The sequence below is a fragment of the Parvibaculum sp. genome, assembly GCF_049651025.1.
Taxonomy (GTDB): Bacteria; Pseudomonadota; Alphaproteobacteria; order Parvibaculales; family Parvibaculaceae; genus Parvibaculum.
The window spans coordinates 1-15,303 of record NZ_JBASBH010000004.1; the positions used below are offsets into that span (position 1 = coordinate 1).

At 59.4% G+C, this 15,303-nt stretch carries 13 protein-coding genes, 1 tRNA gene and 2 pseudogenes; 5 read left to right on the forward strand and 11 right to left on the reverse strand.

Annotated features, from left to right (window positions below):
• From WA943_RS00200 to cysD, 6 genes and pseudogenes are all read right to left on the reverse strand, one after another.
• Positions 1 to 403: pseudogene (locus WA943_RS00200) on the reverse strand (glutamine--fructose-6-phosphate transaminase (isomerizing)); the annotation flags it as partial.
• Positions 403 to 1,761 (reverse strand): bifunctional UDP-N-acetylglucosamine diphosphorylase/glucosamine-1-phosphate N-acetyltransferase GlmU, encoded by a 1,359-nt coding sequence (gene glmU / locus WA943_RS00205; protein ID WP_424467485.1) that lies wholly within the window; start codon positions 1,759 to 1,761, stop codon positions 403 to 405. The pseudogene WA943_RS00200 and the gene glmU, both read right to left, overlap by 1 nt.
• A 113-nt stretch (positions 1,762 to 1,874) precedes the next feature.
• Positions 1,875 to 3,809 (reverse strand): polysaccharide biosynthesis protein, encoded by a 1,935-nt coding sequence (locus WA943_RS00210; protein ID WP_424467487.1) that lies wholly within the window; start codon positions 3,807 to 3,809, stop codon positions 1,875 to 1,877.
• Between the two features lie 77 nt (positions 3,810 to 3,886).
• A complete protein-coding gene (galE, locus tag WA943_RS00215) occupies positions 3,887 to 4,873 on the reverse strand; it encodes a UDP-glucose 4-epimerase GalE (protein WP_424467489.1) in 987 nt (328 codons plus the stop codon).
• A 38-nt stretch (positions 4,874 to 4,911) separates the two neighbouring features.
• Positions 4,912 to 6,828 carry an adenylyl-sulfate kinase gene (gene cysC / locus WA943_RS00220; protein WP_424467491.1) on the reverse strand — a complete coding sequence of 639 codons (1,917 nt, stop codon included), beginning with the start codon at positions 6,826 to 6,828 and terminating at the stop codon, positions 4,912 to 4,914.
• Between the two features lie 10 nt (positions 6,829 to 6,838).
• A complete protein-coding gene (cysD, locus tag WA943_RS00225) occupies positions 6,839 to 7,633 on the reverse strand; it encodes a sulfate adenylyltransferase subunit CysD (protein WP_424467493.1) in 795 nt (264 codons plus the stop codon).
• A 532-nt stretch (positions 7,634 to 8,165) separates the two neighbouring features.
• On the opposite strand from cysD, the gene WA943_RS00230 reads away from it, so the two are divergent.
• From WA943_RS00230 to WA943_RS00250, 5 genes and pseudogenes are all read left to right on the forward strand, one after another.
• Positions 8,166 to 9,029, forward strand: a complete 864-nt coding sequence (locus tag WA943_RS00230) for an esterase/lipase family protein (RefSeq protein ID WP_424467495.1) — start codon at positions 8,166 to 8,168, stop codon at positions 9,027 to 9,029.
• 17 nt (positions 9,030 to 9,046) lie between these two features.
• The gene (locus WA943_RS00235; RefSeq protein WP_424467497.1) at positions 9,047 to 9,691 is read left to right on the forward strand and encodes a carbonic anhydrase; all 645 of its coding nucleotides are present in this window, start codon (positions 9,047 to 9,049) and stop codon (positions 9,689 to 9,691) included.
• Between the two features lie 331 nt (positions 9,692 to 10,022).
• Positions 10,023 to 10,400 (forward strand): GreA/GreB family elongation factor, encoded by a 378-nt coding sequence (locus WA943_RS00240; protein WP_424467499.1) that lies wholly within the window; start codon positions 10,023 to 10,025, stop codon positions 10,398 to 10,400.
• 1 nt (position 10,401) lies between these two features.
• Positions 10,402 to 10,821, forward strand: coding sequence for a nucleoside diphosphate kinase regulator (rnk, locus tag WA943_RS00245; RefSeq protein WP_424467501.1), 420 nt, complete (start codon positions 10,402 to 10,404; stop codon positions 10,819 to 10,821).
• 126 nt (positions 10,822 to 10,947) lie between these two features.
• Positions 10,948 to 11,859: pseudogene (locus tag WA943_RS00250) on the forward strand (glycosyltransferase family 87 protein); the annotation flags it as partial.
• A 280-nt stretch (positions 11,860 to 12,139) separates the two neighbouring features.
• On the opposite strand, the gene WA943_RS00255 reads toward WA943_RS00250, so the two are convergent.
• From WA943_RS00255 to WA943_RS00275, 5 genes are all read right to left on the reverse strand, one after another.
• Positions 12,140 to 12,215 (reverse strand) — tRNA-Lys (locus WA943_RS00255).
• 52 nt (positions 12,216 to 12,267) lie between these two features.
• Positions 12,268 to 13,407 carry a tRNA guanosine(34) transglycosylase Tgt gene (gene tgt, locus WA943_RS00260; RefSeq protein ID WP_424467503.1) on the reverse strand — a complete coding sequence of 380 codons (1,140 nt, stop codon included), beginning with the start codon at positions 13,405 to 13,407 and terminating at the stop codon, positions 12,268 to 12,270.
• Positions 13,404 to 14,462 carry a tRNA preQ1(34) S-adenosylmethionine ribosyltransferase-isomerase QueA gene (gene queA, locus WA943_RS00265; RefSeq protein ID WP_424467505.1) on the reverse strand — a complete coding sequence of 353 codons (1,059 nt, stop codon included), beginning with the start codon at positions 14,460 to 14,462 and terminating at the stop codon, positions 13,404 to 13,406. The genes tgt and queA overlap by 4 nt, the downstream gene beginning before the upstream one ends.
• Before the next feature lie 36 nt (positions 14,463 to 14,498).
• Entirely contained in the window at positions 14,499 to 14,966 is a 468-nt protein-coding gene (locus WA943_RS00270) for a peptidylprolyl isomerase (protein ID WP_424467507.1), read from the reverse strand.
• A gap of 7 nt (positions 14,967 to 14,973) precedes the next feature.
• Positions 14,974 to 15,303: peptidylprolyl isomerase (locus WA943_RS00275; RefSeq protein ID WP_424467509.1), on the reverse strand; the 330-nt coding region annotated here is incomplete at its 5' end.

The window sequence follows — 15,303 nt, forward strand, 5'->3', positions numbered from 1 at the left end:
GATAATGGGAGACGAGATGGGCGATGGCTTCTGAATCCGTTTCGGATTCAAACCTGGCGCCCGACGCAATCAGCTTTTCGCGCAACTCGCGGAAATTCTCGATGATGCCGTTATGCACGATCGCGACGCGTTGGGTTGCGTGCGGATGTGCATTGGCCGCCGTCGGTGCGCCATGCGTTGCCCAGCGCGTGTGGCCAATTCCCATTGTGCCATCGAGCGGCAATGAATGCAGCGACACTTCAAGATTGACGAGTTTACCCTCTGCGCGGCGACGTTCGATCTGGCCGTCAGAGAGTGTCGCAATGCCTGCGGAATCATAGCCGCGATATTCGAGCCTTCGCAGCGCTTCCAGAATGATTGGCGCCGCTGGCTTTGTACCGAGGACGCCGACTATGCCGCACATTATTCGCCTGCCTTTTTGTGGCCCGTGTGCCGGGCGCGGAACGCCGCCGCCCAGCCCGGCTTCTCAAATTGTTTGCTGCGCTCAACGGCCAGCGCATCGGGCGCGACATCCTTCGTAATGACGCTGCCCGAGCCTGTATAGGCGCCGTCGCCGATTTTCACCGGCGCAACGAGGGACGAATTGGAGCCGATGAAAGCGCCCGCGCCGATGTCCGTGAAGTGCTTGTTGAATCCATCGTAGTTGCAGGTAATCGTGCCCGCGCCGATATTCGCGCGCGCGCCGACTCGTGCGTCACCGATATAGGAGAGGTGATTGATTTTCGCGCCCTCCTCTATCGTCGCCTTCTTGGTCTCGACGAAATTCCCGATATGCGCGTCGCGGCCGATATCGGAACCCGGGCGAATGCGCGCAAAGGGACCGATCTGCGCGCCTTGCGCGATCTTTCCGCCCTCGATGTGGCAAAAGGGTTTGATCGTAACGCCGGACGCAATTTCAACGCCGGGGCCGATCACGACATTCTGGCCGATAGTCACATCTTGTCCAATGATCGTGTCGGCGGAGAGGTAGATCGTATCCGGATCGGACAGAGTGACGCCCTGCTCCATCGCGCGACGGCGCAAACGGCGCTGCATTTCCGCCTCGACTGCCGCGAGATCGGCGCGGCTGTTCACGCCCTGAATGTCGGCTTCCGGCGCACGCACGACAGCACATGCGAGTCCGCCAGCACGAGCATGCTCCACGACATCGGTCAGATAGAACTCTCCGGCCTTGTTTGCATCGCGCAGCGCGCCGAGAAGGCTCGCAAGGTGCTCGACGCGTATCGCCATGGCGCCGCCGTTGCAAAGCGTGACGCGGCGTTCATCCGTATTCGCATCTTTTTGTTCGACGATGCGCTGAAGCGCATCGTTCGCATCGAGAATGAGCCTGCCATACTGTGCCGGGTTTTCGGCTTCGAAACCGAGGACCACAACGGGCGTTTCAGTGCTGCAAGCGGCGGTCATCTCAGCCAGTGTTTCGGTCCGGACAAGCGGCGTATCGCCAAAAATGATGAGCGCAACGCCTGCTTTGGATTTTACGTGCGGAAGCGACGCCTTCACGGCATCGCCCGTGCCCCGCTGGTTTTCCTGTATCGCGACGGAAAGAGCGGGCACGAGGCTGCGTGCATATGCGACGACAGGATCCATGCTAGGGCCGACCACGAGCACAAATTGCGCATCACCCAGACCTGAAGCAGATGTCAGCACATGGCCAAGCATTGGTCGTCCGGCGATGGTGTGCAGTGCTTTGGGCAGGGACGATTTCATCCGCGTGCTTTTACCAGCGGCGAGGATGATCGCGGTGATCGGGCTTTGCGTCATGCGGTATGTTCAATTCTGCGAGCGAGTTGGCAATACTCAGCCAAACTAGAGCCGCTGATGGCGGCCAAGTGATGGCGAAAGTGGCACAAGTAACGATTTACAGTAAAATAAACTTATATTTCACTGTGTTGCGCCGCAGAAGTGACGATTTTGGAGGGTTCGGTCGGAAGTCTCGCATGGTTCGTTGCAAAGTCGGCAACTGCGACTTCCATCAGCTTGATCACAGCCTCGTTGTCATGGCGAAGAGCCGCCCCGACAAGCTGATCGACAATGCGGCAGACAAATGCATGATCGGCCACTTTTGGCTGTGCAATCATCAAGTCTTTGTAGCTCGTTCCGATGACTTCTTCATCGTCCTGAAAAAGAGTTTCGGTGAGCTTTTCGCCGGGTCTCAGGCCTGTGAAAACAATATTGATGTCACGGTCAAGCTGCAGGCCCGCGAGCTTGATCATCTGACGGGCCATATTGAGGATATTGACCGGCTCGCCCATATCAAGAACGACAATCCGTCCTCGTCCCACCTCATTCTCCTGAAGCGTCGCAGCTTGCAGCACAAGCTCCACAGCTTCACGGATCGTCATGAAGTAGCGCGTCATATCCGGATGTGTGACGGTCAACGGCCCGCCGGCTGCGAGTTGTTTTTCAAAGAGCGGCACTACGGACCCTGCAGATCCGAGCACATTGCCGAACCGGACGGTCATAAATCGCGTTTTGCCACGTTTGCTTTCGTCGATGTCGAGCGACTGACAATAGCTCTCGGCAATTCGTTTCGACGCGCCCATGACGTTAACCGGGTGCGCAGCCTTGTCAGTTGAAATCAGTACCATCGCCTCGATGTTGTGGCGGAGGCATGCATCGGCGATATGGCGCGTTCCCAATACATTGGTTAATATGGCCTGCACAGGCTGCCCCTCGAGAAGAGGCACATGCTTCAATGCGGCGGTATGGAAGACGAGATCGGGAAGCTCGCGCTTGAAAACATATCCGATACGCGACGCGTCGCGAACGTCAAGAAGCAACGTGGATCGTGAAACAGACGGGAAATGTGCCTCCATTTCACGATCGATCTCATAGAGATTGTATTCCGAAATTTCCGCCAGCGTTATGTGTTCGGGCCCGAGCGCTGCAATCTGGCGCACCAGCTCCGAGCCAATGCTGCCGCCTGCGCCGGTCACCAATACACGCTTGCCTCCGACGAGCTGCATCATCGCAATATGGTCAAGTGCCGCTTCCTCGCGACGCAGCAGGTCTTCGACATCCACCGGCCTGATTTGCATATTCCGCGCCGGCCCCTGCAACTCGGCCATTGCGGGCAATCGGTTCAGCTTTATCGATTGCGCGTTTGCGATGTCGACAATGTCGTGAAGCGGGCGCCCCCTCAGGCGAGAATCGGCAATGATAATATTCTCTGGCCGCTGCCCCCGCTGCGACAGCGAGAGTATCGCCTTGTCGAGGTCTTTGAGTTGGCCAATCACCGATACGCCTCGAATGAGCGTTCCGACGGGGCGCGTTCCGGAGTCGATCACGCCAACGACGCGGAATGGCGCACGACGATCCCGGGTACTGGTCAGAATGAAAGCCTCCGCCTCATCCGTTGCACCGACAAGAAGCACAGGAGTGGACCTGCTGCCGTCCGCATGGTTGGTGGGCGCACGCTCATGCCAAAGCCGAAAGAGCAGCCGCGAGCCAATCAATAATGCCGTCAGCAGAAAGGCGTTTATCAGGACGGCCGCCCGGGGAACTCCTTCAAGACGCGCCCAGAAAAACATCAAAGTGAGAAATATCAGGTTTGTCGCGAGGCTGGTGCTGGCAATCAGCAAGGCATCATTTGCCGAAATAAAGCGCCAGGCGATGCGGTGCAGTCGGGCTGCCAGCAGCACGAAAACTGCGACAAAGGTAAAGAGGGCCGTCATTTCGACGACAAGTTCGAGCCGAAAAACGAATCCCGGCCATCCGAGTCGCAAGATTATAGCCAGCGGCAATGAGGCCATCGCCAGCATCAAGTCAAAAACAAATATAATCTGCGTGCGGAATCTTTGAATGTTCATCTTGCAAGCAGTCTAACCGATTTGAATATCCCGTCTCATGAAATTAACTAGACATGGGGATAATCGGCAACTCTGCTCTAACGATTTCGTTCGCGCAATCGCGTTTCCCAGGCCAGCGCGTGGCTGACAATAATGTCCAGATCGTCATAATTCGGGACCCAGCCAAACGTCGCTTTGAGGCGACCGGGGTCGGAAACGACTGAAGCAGGATCGCCCGGCCGACGAGGCGCGCTTCTGATTTCAAAAGGTTGCCCGGCAGCGCGCTCCACGGCTTGCAGTACTTCGCGCACCGAAAATCCGTGACCATAACCACAATTGGCGATGATGCTTTCGCCGCCGCCACGCAGATAATTGAGCGCTGCGGTATGCGCTGCCGCCAGGTCACTTACATGAATATAGTCGCGGATGCAGGTACCGTCAGCCGTGGGGTAATCCTCGCCATAAACATCGATGTGGTCGCGCATTCCAAGTGCAGTCTGGCAGGCGACCTTGATCAGGTGAGTCGCATTTGCCGTCGACTGCCCCACCCGACCCTTCGGGTCGCCGCCCGCAACATTGAAATAGCGCAGCGCCGCAAAACTCATATCGTGGGCAGCGGCGACGTCTCGCAGCATCCATTCGGTCATGAGCTTCGAGCGGCCATAAGGAGACATAGGATTGAGTGGCGCGTCCTCGTTGACGGATGCGGCATCCGGCATGCCGTAAACGGCAGCGGTCGACGAGAAGATGAAATGCTTCACGCTGCCCCTGACGCAGCGCTCGATCAGAGTTCGCGATTTGGCGGTATTGTTGGAATAATATTTCAGCGGATCGGCGACGGATTCCGGCACGATGATCGAGCCGGCAAAGTGGATCACCGCCTCGACATTCTGCTCACGGATTATTCTGTCAACCAGCGCCTCGTCGGCAATGTCGCCGACAAAGAGCTTTTCTGGAACCTGGACCGCCCAATCGAAGCCGGTGGAGAGGTTGTCGATGACGACGACATCCTCTCCGGCGTTCAGGAGATCGATCACCATATGGCTGCCGATATAACCGGCGCCGCCGGTGACGAGAACACTCATATCAAAGCTCCAAGATTACGCGTTGTCAGACGCGAATCTTATACCCGGAACTTTGCCTCGACATAACTGACAAGCTCAGCCAGGCATTCCTCGACCTCGGTCGATGCTGTGTCGATGACCAGTTCGGGCTTCTCGGGCGCTTCGTAAGGCGCTGAAATGCCCGTGAAGTCCTTGATCTCGCCCGCTCTTGCCTTGGCATAGAGGCCCTTCGGGTCACGACCTTCGCATGTCGCAACGTCAGCTTTGACGTAGATTTCGTGGAAACCGCCGCTGGAGGCCTCCCGCGCACGGTCTCGATCGGACCGATACGGAGAAATAAAGGCCGTAATGGTGATCATGCCCGCCCGCTCGAACAGCGCTGCGACCTCGCCGACGCGGCGGATGTTTTCCGCGCGGTCCTCCGGCGTGAAGCTCAGATTGGCGTTCAGGCCATGGCGGACATTGTCCCCGTCGAGCACATAGACGTTGTAGCCCTTTTCGAAGAGGCGCTTCTCGAGCGCCATGGCCAGCGTCGATTTTCCTGCTCCCGACAGGCCCGTGAACCAGAGCACACCGCCCTTGTGGCCGTTGCGGAAGGCGCGCGCTTCTTCGGTGATGCCGTCTGCGACACGCGTGATATTCGTGCCACGCGACGTGATCAGATCGCGCTGGTCGGCATAGCCCTGCATCGAGATGATGCCGCCACCGGCAATGTCGTATTTTTCGACAAGTACGAAACGGCCCGTACTCGGGAAGTCCGTAAAGGCATCGAGTGCGAGCATGCGGCGCGAGCGCAGAATAACCTCGGCCACCTGGTTGCGCTCGACCTGAGGGGCCGACGAATTGGACAGATCGGACGTGTCGATGATGCGCTCGATCGATTGCACCGTCACCGGCGCCTCAAGCGTGCCGAGCTTCAGCTTGTAGCTCTTGCCGAGCGTCATCGGCTCATGCCCGAGCCAGAAGATACGGGCGCGGAAGACGTCGGTTTCGACAGGTGCCTGTGCCGTGTGGCTGATGACCTCGCCGCGCTCGACGAATATCTGTTCGTCAAGCGTGATGCCGACCGAATATCCGGCCTCGCTCGATTGCGGCTGCTTCGCACCGGGAATCGTTGACCAGGCTTCGATCGTCTGCACACGCGCGGTCTTGTTCGACGGCGAAAAGATGATTTCGTCGCCGACCGCAATGCGGCCAGCTTCGATGCGCCCGGCGATGATGCGTCGCTGATCGAACTTGTAGACGTCCTGCACCGGGAAGCGCAGTGCGCTTTCGACGGCGGGCGTGCTCGGCACAAAGCTGTCCAGCGCCTTGACGACCGTCGGTCCCTTGTACCAGCTCATATTCGCCGATGGCGTGACGATATTGTCACCCTCGCGCGCCGAGACAGGAATGACGAAGGTCGGCGTCACGCCGATCGACGTCAGATAGTCGCGATACTCACGTTCGATATCCTCGAATTTCTTCTGGTCGTAGCCGGCAAGGTCCATCTTGTTGACCGCGACAGCGACCTGGCGGACGCCCATCAGATGCAACAAATAGCCGTGGCGCTTGGATTGTTCCTTCACGCCTTCTGCGGCGTCGATGATGAGCAGAGCGGCGTCGGATTGCGCCGCACCGGTGATCATGTTCTTCAGGAATTCCTTGTGGCCGGGCGCGTCAATGATCGTGTAGTCGCGCGCATCCGTCTTGAACCAGATCTGGCTCGTGTCGATGGTAATGCCCTGGTCGCGCTCGGCTTGCAGCGCGTCCATGAGGAACGCCCATTCGAAAGTCACGCCGCGCTTTTCGGAGATGGCCTTGATCGCTTCGTATTTTCCATCCGGCAGCGAGCCGGTGTCGTGGAACAGGCGGCCGACCAGCGTCGATTTTCCGTGATCGACGTGACCGACGATCACAATGCGCATCAGATCGCGCATGGGTTTAACGGCGGCAATCGGGGACACGGCGGCGAGCTTTGCTTTGGCTTCAGTCATCGTCGTTCCCTTACAGGTAGCCGTCGGCACGAAGGCGCTCGAACGCGTCCTCGGACTCGTGATCCATTGCGCGACCAGAGCGTTCAGAGACTTTGGTGGTGCGCAGTTCTGCAATAATTTCATCAATATTCGACGCCTGGCTCACCACCGGATTGGTGATGTCCTTGTCGCCGAGCGAGCGGTAGCGCTTGCCGTTATGCGAGAAGTAGAGCGGGATCGTCGGGATCTGTTCGCGCTGGGTATAGAGCCAGATATCGATCTCGGTCCAATGCAGCAACGGATGCACGCGGATATGCGTTCCCGGCGGGAAATCGGTCTTGTACTGGTCCCAGAATTCCGGCGGCTGATCCTTGAAGTCCCACTGACCGGCAAGGCCGCGTGGGCTGAATACGCGTTCCTTGGCGCGCGTCGCTTCCTCGTCGCGGCGAATGCCGGCGAAGAGCGCATTGAAGCCATGCTTCCTGATGGCGAGCTTCAGGCCTTCGGTCTTGCGCGCCGCAGAGCGAGCAGCAGGCGGCAGCGACTCGTCGGTTGCTTCGATCGGCGGGCAGAGCTCACGGATGAAGTTGAGGCCCCACTCCTTCGCATAGCGGTCGCGGAACTCGTACATCTCGGGGAATTTTTTTTCCGTATCCACATGCATGACGGGAAACGGCACATGCCCGAAAAAAGCTTTCCGCGCGAGCCAGATCATCACGTTGGAATCTTTGCCAAGCGACCACAGCATCGCGATATTCTCGATGCGGTTGAAGGCTTCGCGGAAAATGTAAATGCTCTGGCTTTCGAGCTGGTCCAGACGGTCCATGACGGCCTTTCCACGACGACACGGCGCTTCAGCGCCCATCGCCTGAATACAACACAAGAAAAATGGGTTTAAAATTCAAACCCCGTCTTTCCGTGTGATTTATCCCTGCCCCCCGCGCTTTGCAAGGGCGAAAATGCCTCACGTTGAACTGTCTGTGAAATTCTCGTTCAACGAGGTATCAGGCGAGCTGGCGAAGGAGCGGCAAGCATGTATTTGCGCTCTAATTGCCGACAGGCCGATAGTTCATCACCACTGCCGTCGCCTGACCAGCAGGTATCAGCTGGCCAATGTGCCGAACATCGCAAGCATTTGGTGCGTTTTGCCGGAACCAAAGCCATGCGAGCGACGTCTGACCAGGCGAACGGGCTTCAACCTCTCCGTAATTCCACGACGCCGATACCGATTCGTCGGTTTTTGTTGGTGTTAGTGATTTAAAATCAGGCAGACTCAAGACCAACGCTCAGCGGAGACCGAGTCGCTCGGGTCCTGGCTGACAAATGGGGGCCCGCATCGCGGGATTTGGTGGGGTAGCATGCCGTTTCAAGCCGGACTCGATCTACTGCGCCTTCAGGGCGACGTTATATGGGCAGGTGCGGAATTCACCGCCAAGGTTGTCAGCGAGCCGCTGCTTCGAATGCTTGCGCGCAAGGGAGACGGCAAGACGCCCGTCATGACCCTGCCCGGCTTCACGGGTCCGGAGGTTTCCCTTCAGCCTCTCAATCAATTTCTGAACGCCAATGGCTATATCGCCCAGTCCTGGGGGCTTGGCGTCAATCGCGGCATTCGCGACATGGCGCATATGGAAAATCTCTCCGCCGTCCTTGGCGAACGCATCAAGGAAATGGCTGAGCGCCATGAGCGTCCGGTCGCATTGGTGGGGCAGAGCCTTGGCGGCGTCTTTGCGCGCGAATTGGCTCGGCGGTTTCCTGAGCACGTCGATCGCGTGATCACGCTCGGCAGCCCGGCTCATTTCGGCGAAGCGCCCAAAAACGTCAACGTGATGGTGGCGCGAGTCATGGCGCTCTATACCGGACGCGCCGTCGAGGACCTTTTGCGCGAAGTTCACGAGCTCAATCTAAATATTTCTGAGCCCCCGGCGGGCGTCCCGCTGGTCTCGATCTACAGCCTTTACGATGGTGTTGCGTCCGCCGCGACGACCAGGATTCCGCAGCGTTATTTGAAAAATCAACACAAGGCAGCACGTGAAAATATCGAGATTGTCTGCTCCCATTGCGGGATGGGCGTCAATCCGCTTGTGCTCCTCGCCGTCGCAGATCGGCTTGCAGAAGACAAGAAAAATTGGGTACCTTTCGATCCGCTGAACTATGCAGCGGGGCCAATCAGTCATGCTTCGCGCTGGTTCTATCCCTCACGACTGTCGCCCCGCGCGGCCTAAACATTCGGTGACATAGAGTGGCTATAGAAAGTCTGATCGAAGGCTACAGGGCCTTCCGTGCCGGTACGTATAAACAAAACGTCGAACGCTATCGCTTGCTGGGCGAGCAAAGCCAGAAGCCGAAAGCCCTGGTCATCGCGTGTTGCGACAGCCGCACCGATCCGGCCATGGTGTTCTCGACCGACCCAGGCGCACTCTTCGTGATCCGCAACGTCGCCAATCTCGTCCCGCCCTACGAACCGGACCCGCATTTTCACGGTACCAGCGCGGCGATCGAATTCGGTATCACGGGCCTCAACATCGACGATCTTATCGTCATGGGTCATGCGCGTTGCGGCGGCATCGAGGCGCTTTATGAGAATGGCCTAGGCCACCGCGCCAAAGGCGACTTCGTTTCAAGCTGGATGTCGCTTGCGCAAGGCGTCGCCGACGATGTGAAGAAGACCCACGCGCATCTCGAGCGTGACGACATGCTTCGCATGATGGAAATGCGCGCCGTCGTGGCCTCGCTCGACATGCTGCGTACGTTTCCGTTTATCCGTGAACGTGAAGCCGATGGGCGTTTGCGCCTGCATGGCTGGTTTTATGGTATCGCGACAGGAATCCTCTCGGTTTACGATCCCAAGTCAGACCGTTTTCACGAAGTACCTGAAAAGGCTTGATTTCCTAAATACTTGATGTTCCGGGCCTTTCTTCTGCCTTAGTTGACAAAAGGCAGGCGCAGGGTAGCATCGGTTCATTATGCGCACATCCCACGCACCGCAGTTTTATACGCCCGGCACTTTGCTCGCAGGACACTAGCCCCGGGCCCGGCAGACCTATGCTCGGACGGGGCTCGGGGATTTTCACCTATTCCATTTTTATTTCGATCAACCGGTCGGCCTGAGCCCGCCGCATTGATGAGGTTTTCCAATGTCTGCAGTAGACAGTGGCGCCCCGCATGCGCCGAATACGATTGTCATGTCGTCGACAGATTTCGCTCGCCTTGAGATCATGGCCTATGAAGAGACGGGACCGATGCGCGACCGTCTTCTGAGTAAGCTTGCCGCCGGCAACGTCATCAATGGCGATGAAATGCCCGTTGATGTCGCCACGATCGGAAGCGTTGTTCATTACAGCATCGACGGTAACAAAGTTGAACGTCGCACGCTCGCGCTGCCGGAAATAGCGCGGCCGACGGGTCAGTTTATCAGCGTTGTCACGCCCGTCGGGCTTTCTCTTCTCGGCCGGCGCGCCGGCGAAACATTTGAAGTTGCAATAGCGGATGGCGGAAGCCTTGCGATCACCCTTGCGGCGGTCGAGTTCCAGCCTGAAGCAGAGGCCCGGCGGCGATCCTCGTCCCCGGATGATGACGGACCGGAGGCTGCGTAATATGAGCAAATCAATTGAAACCGCGTCGGTCGATCACCGGCCGCCTATCGTTATCGCCGAGGAAGATCTCGAGCCGTTGTCCGATATTGCGGACAGCCTTCTCGACGCCTTGCCGGAGATCGCGCGTTTTCTGGACGAAGAACTGACGCGGGCGCGCCTCATGCCGCTGCGCCGGATTTCGACCGATGTCGTCACGATGAATTCGACGGCTGAAATCACGATGGGCGAAAGCGGGCGTGTCGATCGCCTGAAGCTGGTCTACCCGGCCGATCACGTCGCCAATGGCGGTTGTGTTTCGATCGCCTCGCCGGTCGGCGTTGCGATGCTCGGCCTCAGGGAAGGACAAAGCTTCACCTGGAGTTCGCGTCACGGCGACGTGCGCACGCTCAAGGTGCTGAAGATTGTGCCGCCTGAGAGCTGATGAATGATACGGCGGCGGGTCGAAAGACCCGCCGTTGCGTTTTACGACCGCACCCGGAACATCTTTACCTGTTCCTTACCATGTGCGCCCTAGGGTCCAGGGAACGAAGCAGACATCCGGTGAGTGATGTTCCGAGCGACCCCCAAAATTCCGCCGCTGAAATTTGAAATCAATAACTGGTCGCTGCTTGTCGCTGCGAGCCTCGGGTTGCTGCTGGCTCACGCATGGCTGCTCGCTCAGGCCGCCGTCAGCGGCATCTGGCTCGTCGGCCTTGATGGCATTCCGGTTCCGGCAGATTTCACCGCATTCTGGGCGGCGGGCCACCTTGCATTGGAGGGCCTTGCCGCAGACGCCTATGACGGCGCGAAACTCATAGCGGCGCTTACACATAATTTCGGCGACACGCTCGCGGATACGAAATTTCCCTTCTTCTACCCGCCCCTGTTTTTTCTCGCTGTCGCGCCGCTCGGCCTTTTTCCCTATGCGATTGCAGCAGCGCTCTGGATCGTCACAACGCTCGGCATTTATCTCGCCGCGATATGGGCCATCCTGCCGCGCCGCGAGGCGGTGCTTCTCGCGCTCGCTGCGCCCGCCGTGCTCTGGTGCATTTGCGTCGGACAAAACGGGCTGCTGAGTGCGGGCCTGTTGGGTGGCGCACTTGCCCTGCTCGACCGCCGCCCTTTGCTCGCCGGAATGCTTTTCGGCATGCTCGCCTTCAAGCCGCAATTTGGCGTGCTCATTCCTCTCGCCCTGATCGTCACTGGACGCTGGCGCGTCTTTGCCAGCGCGGCTATCACGCTTCTTGCGCTGCTCGCCTTGAGCGGTGCGGCCTTTGGCTGGAATGTCTTTGTGGCCTTTGTCGGCGGCATGACCAGCGCGAATGACAACCTGCTGGCGAGCGGCGCACTGCCCTGGTTCAAGATGCAGAGCGTCTATGGCCTTGTGCGCATGCTGGGGCTCGATGCGAGCATCGCGTGGCTCGTGCATAGCCTGATCGCCGCACCCGTCACAGCAGCCGTTCTGGCGCTTTGGAGAAGCAAGGCGTCCTATGAGATCAAGGCGGCGTCTCTGTCCGCCGCAGTCCTCATCGTCTCGCCCTATAGCTGCATCTATGATTTTCCGCTCGTAACGGTGCCGGTCATTTTTCTGATGCGAGACGGCTTGAGAATGCCGCTCGAACTTTCGGAGAAGCTCGGCCTCGGCGCGGCATTCTTGTTACCCCTCGCCTTCCCGCTCATCGCCTGGCCAGTTGGCCCGCTTGTCTATGCGGCGCTTGCTGGCGTCATCTTCCGGCGATGGATTTTGCAGGGAAAGGAAGTGGTGGGTCCGCCGGGGCTCGAACCCGGGACAACTCGATTAAAAGTCGAGTGCTCTACCAGCTGAGCTACGGACCCTCGACAAGAATTGGCGGGAACCTAACGGCGCGTGCCGCCCGGGTCAACTGACTTACACCGGAGAAATGTCTCCAGCCGCCTGTTCTGCCTTAAACTTTTCAACAAAGGCGTCAAATTTGCCCTCGGCAATGGCAGCGCGCATCCCGGCCATCAGTTCCTGATAATAAGCGATGTTGATCCAGCTCACGAGCATGGAACCCAACATCTCGCCGGATTTGATGAGGTGGTGCAGATAGGCGCGGCTATAGTCGCGCGCCGCCGGGCATGAGCTTGTCTCGTCAAGCGGGCGCGGATCTTTCGCGTGACGCGCATTGCGCAGGTTGACCTTGCCCTTCCGCGTGAAGGCGAGCCCGTGGCGGCCATTGCGCGTCGGCATAACGCAGTCGAACATATCGACGCCGCGACGCACGCTCTCAACGAGATCGTCTGGCGTGCCGACGCCCATCAGATAGCGTGGGCGATCCTTCGGCATAAGCGGCGTTGTTGCGTCCAGCACGCGAAGCATTTCCGACTGGCCTTCACCGACGGCAAGGCCGCCGATCGAATAGCCTTCGAAGCCGATCTCCGTCAGTCCCGCAATCGAGCGCGCGCGCAGCTCAGGGTAAACGCTGCCTTGCACGATGCCGAAGAGCGCCTGGCCTTCTGTGCGATGCGGCTGCGTTTCGAATGCATCGCGCGAGCGACGCGCCCAGCGCAGCGAAAGCTCCATCGACACGCGCGCTTCTTCCTCCGTTGCCGGGAAAGGCGTGCATTCATCGAGCTGCATCTGGATGTCGGAGCCGAGCAGGCATTGAATTTCTATGCTGCGTTCGGGCGTGAGCAGATGGCGCGAGCCGTCGAGATGGGATGAGAAGGTGACGCCCTCCTCCGTCATCTTGCGCAGGCTCGTCAGCGACATGACCTGAAAGCCACCGCTGTCGGTGAGAATCGGATGGGGCCAGTTTGCAAATTTATGGAGCCCGCCGAGCGCGGCGATCTCTTCCGCGCCGGGGCGCAACATCAGATGGTATGTGTTGCCGAGGATCACATCGGCGCCCGCCTCGCGCACCTGATCCATGTAGAGCGCCTTCACGGTCGCGGCGGTGCCCACCGGCATGAAAGCGGGTGTGCGGATGTCGCCGCGCGGTGTGTGGACTGCGCCCGTGCGTGCCGCCCCGTCTGTTGCTTTCAATTCAAAGCTGAACGAGCTCATACGGCACCGCTGCGATAGATGAGGCTCGTGTCGCCATAGGAATAGAAGCGATAACGCGCCGCGATGGCATGCGCATAGGCGCGCTTCATTTCATCGGTATCGCGCAGCGCCGAGACCAGCATGAAAAGCGTCGAGCGCGGCAGATGGAAATTCGTCATCAGCATGTCCACGGCCCGGATGCGCGTTCCAGGCGTTATGAAAATATCGGTGTCGCCGCGAAAGGGATGCACGATCCCGCTATCGTCCGCCGCTGTTTCGAGCAGCCGCATCGAGGTCGTGCCGACGGGTATGATGCGTCCGCCGCGCGCCTTGGCTGCGTTGATTGCCTGCGCTTCCTCGGGCGAGATCTCGCCCCATTCGGCATGCATCTTATGGGCTTCCGTGTCCTCGACCGCAACCGGCAGAAACGTGCCCGCGCCGACATGAAGCGTGAGGCGCACGGTTTCGACGCCTCTGGCCTCGACGGATGCGAGTAGCTCCGGCGTGAAGTGGAGGCCGGCGGTCGGGGCTGCGACGGCGCCTAACTCATCCGCGAAAAGCGTCTGGTAGTCTGCAAGGTCGGCCTCATCGGCCGGGCGCTTGCGTGCGATATAGGGCGGCAGCGGCATCTCGCCTGCCCGCGCGATGGCTTCGTCAAGCGCTGCGCCGCTTGCTGAAAAACGCAGCAAGGCTTCGCCGCCCTCGCCGCGCTCTTCCACGATAGCTGTGAGGCCATGCGCGAAGTCGATGCGTTCGCCGGGCTTCAGCCGCTTTGCGGGACGCAGGAAGGCGTGCCAGGCGTCGCCGCCCTCGCGCTTGTGCAGCAGGGCCTCGATTTTCGCCTCGGCCTCTCCGCGCGTCCGTGTGCCGAAGAGGCGCGCAGGTATCACGCGCGTATCGTTGAAGACGAGAAGGTCGCCCTCGCGCAGATAGTCCGGCAGGTCGCGAACGCCGCGATCGGCAAGCGCGCCATGCTCCGGGCCGATGACGAGCATGCGCGCAGCATCGCGCGGCCGCGCGGGCCGCAGCGCGATCAACTCTTCGGGAAGTTCAAAATCGAAGTCATCGACACGCATCAAATATGCACCGGGGGCCTTTCGGCCCCCGCGCTTTCATTCCTTGACGTCGGCGGCGACGCGCATCGACTTGATGCGGTCAGGCTCGCGCACGGGCTCGCCGCGCTTCAGCTTGTCGACGAATTCCATGCCGGACGTGACCTTGCCCCAGACCGTGTATTGCTTGTCGAGGAAGCGGGCGTCGTCGAAGACGATGAAGAACTGGCAGTCAGCGCTGTTCGGGTCGTGGGTACGCGCCATCGAGCAGATGCCGCGGACATGCGGCTCAGCCGAAAATTCCTGCGCGAGCTTCTTGCCCGAGCCGCCCGAACCTGTGCCGGTCGGATCGCCGCCCTGCGCCATGAAGCCGTCGATCACGCGGTGAAACGCGACGCCGTCGTAGAAGCCTTCACGCGCCAGTTCCTTGATGCGCGCCACATGCTTGGGCGCAAGATCGGGCCGAAGCTCGATCACGACCCAGCCATGCGGGATATCCATATAGAGTGTGTTTTCAAGATCGCTCATGTCTTCCTCAATTCTTTTTGTCGGCATCGGCAGCGACCTGCATCCGAACGATCTTGTCCGGATTTGCGGGCGGTTCGCCTTTGGCGATGCGATCTACAAATTCCATGCCCTCGATGACGCGGCCGAACAGCGTGTATTTGCCGTCGAGAAAATCCGAGTCAGCAAGGCATATGAAAAACTGGCTGTTCGCGCTGTCGGGCGACTGCGACCGGGCCATGCCGACCGCGCCGCGCCAGAAGGTCTCGCTGTCGCTGAACTCGGCTTTGACATTGGGAAGCGTCGAGCCGCCTGTCCCGTCACCGCGCGGATCGCCGGTCTGGGCCATGAAGCCATCGAT

What these genes read in the sequence shown, in the direction of transcription:
- cysD (WP_424467493.1), bottom strand. Translation starts at nt 7,633, where the DNA reads ATGGACCGTCTGGACCAGCTCGAAAGCCAGAGCATTTACATTTTCCGC.
- galE (WP_424467489.1), bottom strand. Translation starts at nt 4,873, where the DNA reads ATGAGTGTTCTCGTCACCGGCGGCGCCGGTTATATCGGCAGCCATATG.
- WA943_RS00270 (WP_424467507.1), bottom strand. Translation starts at nt 14,966, where the DNA reads ATGAGCGATCTTGAAAACACACTCTATATGGATATCCCGCATGGCTGG.
- tgt (WP_424467503.1), bottom strand. Translation starts at nt 13,407, where the DNA reads ATGAGCTCGTTCAGCTTTGAATTGAAAGCAACAGACGGGGCGGCACGC.
- glmU (WP_424467485.1), bottom strand. Translation starts at nt 1,761, where the DNA reads ATGACGCAAAGCCCGATCACCGCGATCATCCTCGCCGCTGGTAAAAGC.
- cysC (WP_424467491.1), bottom strand. Translation starts at nt 6,828, where the DNA reads ATGACTGAAGCCAAAGCAAAGCTCGCCGCCGTGTCCCCGATTGCCGCC.
- queA (WP_424467505.1), bottom strand. Translation starts at nt 14,462, where the DNA reads ATGCGTGTCGATGACTTCGATTTTGAACTTCCCGAAGAGTTGATCGCG.
- WA943_RS00230 (WP_424467495.1), top strand. Translation starts at nt 8,166, where the DNA reads ATGCCGTTTCAAGCCGGACTCGATCTACTGCGCCTTCAGGGCGACGTT.
- WA943_RS00210 (WP_424467487.1), bottom strand. Translation starts at nt 3,809, where the DNA reads ATGAACATTCAAAGATTCCGCACGCAGATTATATTTGTTTTTGACTTG.
- rnk (WP_424467501.1), top strand. Translation starts at nt 10,402, where the DNA reads ATGAGCAAATCAATTGAAACCGCGTCGGTCGATCACCGGCCGCCTATC.
- WA943_RS00240 (WP_424467499.1), top strand. Translation starts at nt 10,023, where the DNA reads ATGGCCTATGAAGAGACGGGACCGATGCGCGACCGTCTTCTGAGTAAG.